6 protein-coding genes are annotated in these 5310 nt (G+C 41.8%); 1 reads left to right on the top strand and 5 read right to left on the bottom strand.

The window, feature by feature from the left end; all coding sequences use genetic code 11:
- On the top strand, positions 1 to 888 hold an 888-nt coding region (locus VLN09_RS02485; RefSeq protein ID WP_325243632.1), incomplete at its 5' end, for a hypothetical protein.
- Between the two features lie 19 nt (positions 889 to 907).
- Here the strand turns inward: VLN09_RS02485 and VLN09_RS02480 are convergent.
- From VLN09_RS02480 to nirB, 5 genes are all read right to left on the bottom strand, one after another.
- Complete coding sequence (locus VLN09_RS02480) at positions 908 to 1249, bottom strand: DUF3817 domain-containing protein (RefSeq protein ID WP_325243633.1); 342 nt, start codon at positions 1247 to 1249, stop codon at positions 908 to 910.
- A gap of 175 nt (positions 1250 to 1424) precedes the next feature.
- A complete protein-coding gene (locus VLN09_RS02475; RefSeq protein ID WP_325243631.1) occupies positions 1425 to 2387 on the bottom strand; it encodes an acyltransferase in 963 nt (320 codons plus the stop codon).
- Positions 2388 to 2711: 324 nt separating this feature from the next.
- Positions 2712 to 3380 (bottom strand): hypothetical protein, encoded by a 669-nt coding sequence (locus tag VLN09_RS02470; RefSeq protein ID WP_325243630.1) that lies wholly within the window; start codon positions 3378 to 3380, stop codon positions 2712 to 2714.
- A gap of 126 nt (positions 3381 to 3506) precedes the next feature.
- Positions 3507 to 3914, bottom strand: coding sequence for a nitrite reductase small subunit NirD (nirD, locus tag VLN09_RS02465; protein ID WP_325243629.1), 408 nt, complete (start codon positions 3912 to 3914; stop codon positions 3507 to 3509).
- Positions 3915 to 3959: 45 nt separating this feature from the next.
- Positions 3960 to 5310: nitrite reductase large subunit NirB (gene nirB, locus VLN09_RS02460; RefSeq protein ID WP_325243628.1), on the bottom strand; the 1351-nt coding region annotated here is incomplete at its 5' end.

Genomic DNA, 5310 nt, shown 5'->3' with positions numbered 1-5310 from the left:
GAGAATACAGAAAATTTGAGAGCGCCAACTGTTACCAATAATGACACTTATGATGAGACAGATGCGGGTCTTAGCGCAAGCCTACTGGACAGTCCTGTTCAGCAGTATATATTACAACCGCTTAAGAACGCTGACAAGCTGTCCTCGTATGAGCCACTAAGTGCAGTAGAACTAGAGTTATTTGCCAGTCAAGAGCAAGATAGTGTGGAAAATATAGCAGGGTTACAGATATCTGATAACACAAGTAAATCGGTAAGTTTGGACTTCTCTGAAAAAGATGAGAAGTTTATACACTCTCTAACGATAACAGAAGCGACTGATAGCGCAGCCTCTGCAGATAAAAATGAAAATACTGAGGTAGATAGTAGCGCTTATATTGATGAACCTATCAGCACTGCATCTTTATCAACCTTGCCCATCAAAAAATCGAAAAAAAAGAAAGCGGTAAAATCAATACAAAAGCAGAAGAGTAGTAAAAAGCCGCTTATTATAGGTATGGTGCTTGGCTCACTCATGATTTCTGGTGCTGTATTGACGTTAATGGGGACTGGTTTCTTGTTCACTGGTACTACGTTGACAGAAGCTGATGCCGCTGGCACGCCTGTTAGCAATAGCATGACTCAAACAACCTCAGTCACCAAGAAAACGGCTACCGGCACTGAGATGAACACCACTGAGCAAAATATTGTGGTAGAGGCTGATACGCCATCTGCTGTCGTTGAAGTGCCCAGTGACTCTGACCCCGCCAAATCATCAATATCCAAACCTGAAACGGACGCGATGAATAATGAGCCTGATGTTAGTGCGCCAAAAGCCGAGCGTGCCATCACATACGAAGATTTTAGAGAAGAGTCACAAAACACGCTATATCGTGAAACCAATGATTAGCGTCATGAAAACCTTTGTCTTAAGCAACTTTCTCACTTTTCTTTAGGTTCTTTTTTAACCAATAGTCGAAGATAAACGGACCAAATGGTAAGAACGAGCCAAGCACGCCGGCAGGGATCGCCCATATAGGCATCTTGATCTTGACGGCTGTGCCCATGAGTATAACGATATAGGCGATGAATAAGCCACCGTGTGCCATGCCGATATATTTTACTCCTTCAGGGATGTCCATCATGTACTTTAGTGGCATAGCGATGCAGAGCAACAGTAAAAACGAGGTGCCTTCTAGATAACCTATTAGCGTCAGTGTTTTTAATGCCGTATTTTGTTCTGTTGTAAGATTAGAGGCGGGTTCAAACATTGGATGAGCCTGTGGCACTGTATTTTCCTTTTGTTATCGACATATAAGGTATGGTTTTTTAGCGCAAGCAATAATAGCAACCTACGTCTGCTATTATTGCTTGCGCTAAAAAACCAATAGAACGATCAATATATGTGCAAATAAAGCAGGTTAAGTTAAGAGGTTCGCTCGATAACTAAGCATCAAGGGCAGGGGGCTTGCTTTCAAATTCAGCAAGCATCTTAGTAATGAGTTGATCTTTTTGCTGCCACACTTGCTCAACCCAATCAAACATTTCTGCTTTTATCGCCTCATCTGTCTCATAGCCGCCATTTTGAACACTGGTAAATAAGTCATCAGGCATCTTAATATGCCTGACATCGACGCCCAAACGCTTAATATTGCCTTTCCATAAGTCGCCATAAGTCGGCACACCATCAGGATAGACGATGGTCATATCTAAAATACCATCGATATCCTCGCCAAGCGCACTAATCGCTAGCGATAAACCGCCTGCTCGAGGCTTAAGTAGATGTGTGTAGGGCGACTGCTGCTTATCCCGTTTTTCGGTGGTAAAACGTGTGCCTTCTAGATAATTGAGCAGCGTAAAAGGCTTGTCTTTCAGCAGCGCGCAGGCACGTTTTGCTTCTTCGATATCTTTGCCTTTTAAGGCAGGGTTTTTAGCAATCGCTTCTTTAGAATGTCGACGCATCATTGGAAAGTCAAGAAAATAGAAAGCTTGACCAATGACCGGTATATATATCAGCTCAAACTTGGTAAAAAAGCGCGTCAATGGCAAACGCTTTTCACTAATATATTGCACGATGCTGGTATCAACCCACGATTGGTGATTGCTTACTAGTAAATACTTGCCCTTGGTATGGATATCGTCAGGTAGGCTGATACGCCAATCTTTATCCGGCAGTATGTTATCGATCATCGCGTTATTGCTGTTAATCCAATAATTGGTCACATCAATGACCGCTTTATCAGCAATCGCTGCACCAGTAACAGCTTTGGCTGCACCCATAATCCATACAGGGGGACCCGCCAACATACTATTAAAGGTAATAACGCCTGTTGCTGTGGTCAGTGAAGCGACCTTGCCAAGTTTAGGATTGCGTTCATGTAATTTTTGAACGAATGATTTGAATCGCATGTTAAATCCTCTCAACCTTACATATTATAATTAGTTAGTAACGTAGTGGCATGATATTAGCAGAAATCGATAGGCATGTTTACGCAATTGGTTTGGCGTTACATTTTACCGTTAATCGCAGATATACCTAATAGCCAATAGACGTCAATCGTATTTGTTTTATTTTTATATAAAAATAGTTTTATAAATTACCGTTAATATTTAGAGGGTCTAAAGTCGATTATCGGAACTAATACTCTTGAGCTTGCGACAGCCAAAAACAATAAAAATCCAGTGCTAAATACTTAACACTGGATCCATAAGACTGATTACTCAAAGCACTAATTAGCCTTGTAGTTGGTCAATCATACCTTGGGATTTGTCTTTTTTATCAGCAATCTTACTACGTTCTTCTTCTGCATTCTCTACCGATCCTTCAGAGTCTGCTACTTTCTTATCAAAAGCTTCTAACTCGGCAGTTTTGGCATCTAAAAGTCTATTAAGCATGATAGCAACCGCTTTTTCAGAAACGTCAAGCGTCATATTTGAAGCTTCAGACGTAAAATCATCTTTAAGCTTAGCAGCCCATTGGTAGATATTAGCTATTGTCGCACTATGCTTGTCCTCTTTTTCAGAATCAGACTTATCTTCTTCGTCAGACTTAGAGTCTTTTTTGTCAGAAATAATATCATCTTTGAGCTTAGCAGCCCATTGATAGATGTTAGCTATCGTCGTACCATGCTTATCTTCTTCGGTAGACTTATCTTCTTTATCAGCATTGTCATCTTTATCGTCTTTATTGGACTCATCATCCTTACTAGACTTAGTTTCTTCATCAACTTCATAGTCTTTATCAGCATTATAATCTTCAAAATCACCGTCTTCATAAACGACAGTATCGCCTTTTACTACTTCTAAGCCTGTTACCGCATCATTTGAAGGCGTTGCCGCTGCATTCTCAAGAGACTCTAAGGCATTTTTAATGTTATCGTTATTAGTAGACTTGTCAGACATGATTTATGATCCTTTTAATGGCATTAAGTGAAATATATTTACTGCCAATACTATGCCAGTACGATTTTTTATTCAGTATCTTAATGTAAATTACTTGTTTAAATTTGCTAAAAAGACGGCGGCACCTTAGACAACTTCCATTTCTAATAGTGTTGCAGATGAAATTTCTAACTGATCATACTTTATCACCACATCAGTACTTTCAAGACTGGCATCAAGCTCAACATGATAAGTAGCAAGCGTGACCATCTTATCATCCAAGCATTGACCGGTGGCAAGGTTAAAGCGCTGCTTATAAATAGGTGAAGCCACATACAGCACTGCTTCATCAATGCCAGCCTCGTTGGTAACAGTAGTACCACCAATTAACCCTCTAGATAATACGTTGGCCTGACTAAAGGGGTCATAGTTATTAAGTGCGAAAAGTTTATTGTCTTTGGTACGAAAAATTGCAACTTGTTTGCCCTCTATCAGTGCACAAACACCAGTCTCAGGGAGGATATCTTCTAATTTGCAAACGGTATACTGGTTCATTGGGTTATCCTTATTGCTATATTATCGGATGGTATTAAGCGCTAATTAAGCCAGCTCAGTCACTAGGATCTTAGTTTTTTCAATATCGGTCGCGGGGCGAATTTGCTCGCGCTCGGTGACAAAGACCACATTGTCATCTCCTTGTTCACTATTGACGAAGTGACGGAAGCGTTTAAGTTTTTCGCTATCGGTGATGGTGGCTTTCCACTCACACACATAGTTATCGATTAACAGCTGCATTTGTGCTTCTAGCTCATCAGCGATGCCTAGACTGTCCTCAATAATAACTGCTTGTAGATATGCCAATCCACCATCCAAGCTCTCACGCCATTTTGAGGTACGCTGGAGCTTGTCTGCTGTTTTGATATAAAACATGATAATGCGATCGATGTATTTGATAACCGTATCGCTATCAAGATCGGTGGCAAACAATTCGCCATGCCGCGGGGTCATACCACCATTACCACAGACAAATAAATTCCAACCATTTTCGGTAGCGATAATACCAAAGTCCTTGCTTTGTGCCTCTGCACACTCACGCGTACATCCTGACACGCCCATTTTTATCTTATGCGGTGAGCGCACGCCTTTGTAGCGGTCTTCTAATTTGAGTGCTAAGCCGACACTGTCATCGACACCATAGCGACACCAGTTATTACCCACGCAGGATTTAACCGTCCGTAACGACTTACCATAAGCATGACCGGTCTCAAAGCCAGCTTGCACCAACTGTGTCCAGATATCAGGTAGTTGGTCTAGACGTGCACCAAATAAATCTACGCGCTGACCACCCGTAATTTTGGTGTATAGATTAAACTCCTTGGCGACTTGCCCAAGGATGATTAGCTTATCGGCTGTAATTTCACCACCCGGCACCCGAGGTACCACCGAATAGGTGCCATCTTTTTGTATATTACCCAGATAATAATCATTGCTGTCTTGCAAAGGCGTCAGTTCAGGCTTGAGCACATAATCATTCCAGCACGAGGCTAAGATAGAGGCAACTGTAGGCTTGCAAATCTCGCAGCCATGACCATGACCATGCTCCTCCAATAGTGCATCAAAAGTTCTAATACCATGAACACGAATCAAGCTATATATTTCTTGACGGGTATAAGCAAAGTGTTCACATAAGTCGTTATTGACCTCAAAACCAAGGGTCGTTAACTGGTAGCTTAAGGTGTCTTTCACCATAGGCGCACAGCCGCCACAGCCTGAACCTGCACTGGTACACGACTTCACTTCTGCAAGGGAATATGCACCGTTCTCAACCGCCGTGCAAATATCGCCTTTGGTGACGTTATAGCATGAGCAAATCGTGGCGCTATCTGGTAAGTTTTCTATACCCATCGTTGGTTTTTCAACGTTTGGTAAAATCAGACTCTCAGGATGGGCA

Origin of the sequence: Psychrobacter sp. (assembly GCF_035469765.1) — a bacterium.
In the GTDB taxonomy this organism is placed as follows: domain Bacteria; phylum Pseudomonadota; class Gammaproteobacteria; order Pseudomonadales; family Moraxellaceae; genus Psychrobacter.
The sequence above is the reverse complement of the archived record's forward strand: the minus strand, read 5'-3'. Positions and strand labels throughout refer to the sequence as shown.

Coding starts and splice junctions, on each gene's coding strand:
- VLN09_RS02480 (WP_325243633.1), bottom strand. CDS start 1,249: ATGTTTGAACCCGCCTCTAATCTTACAACAGAACAAAATACGGCATTA.
- VLN09_RS02475 (WP_325243631.1), bottom strand. CDS start 2,387: ATGCGATTCAAATCATTCGTTCAAAAATTACATGAACGCAATCCTAAA.
- VLN09_RS02470 (WP_325243630.1), bottom strand. CDS start 3,380: ATGTCTGACAAGTCTACTAATAACGATAACATTAAAAATGCCTTAGAG.
- nirD (WP_325243629.1), bottom strand. CDS start 3,914: ATGAACCAGTATACCGTTTGCAAATTAGAAGATATCCTCCCTGAGACT.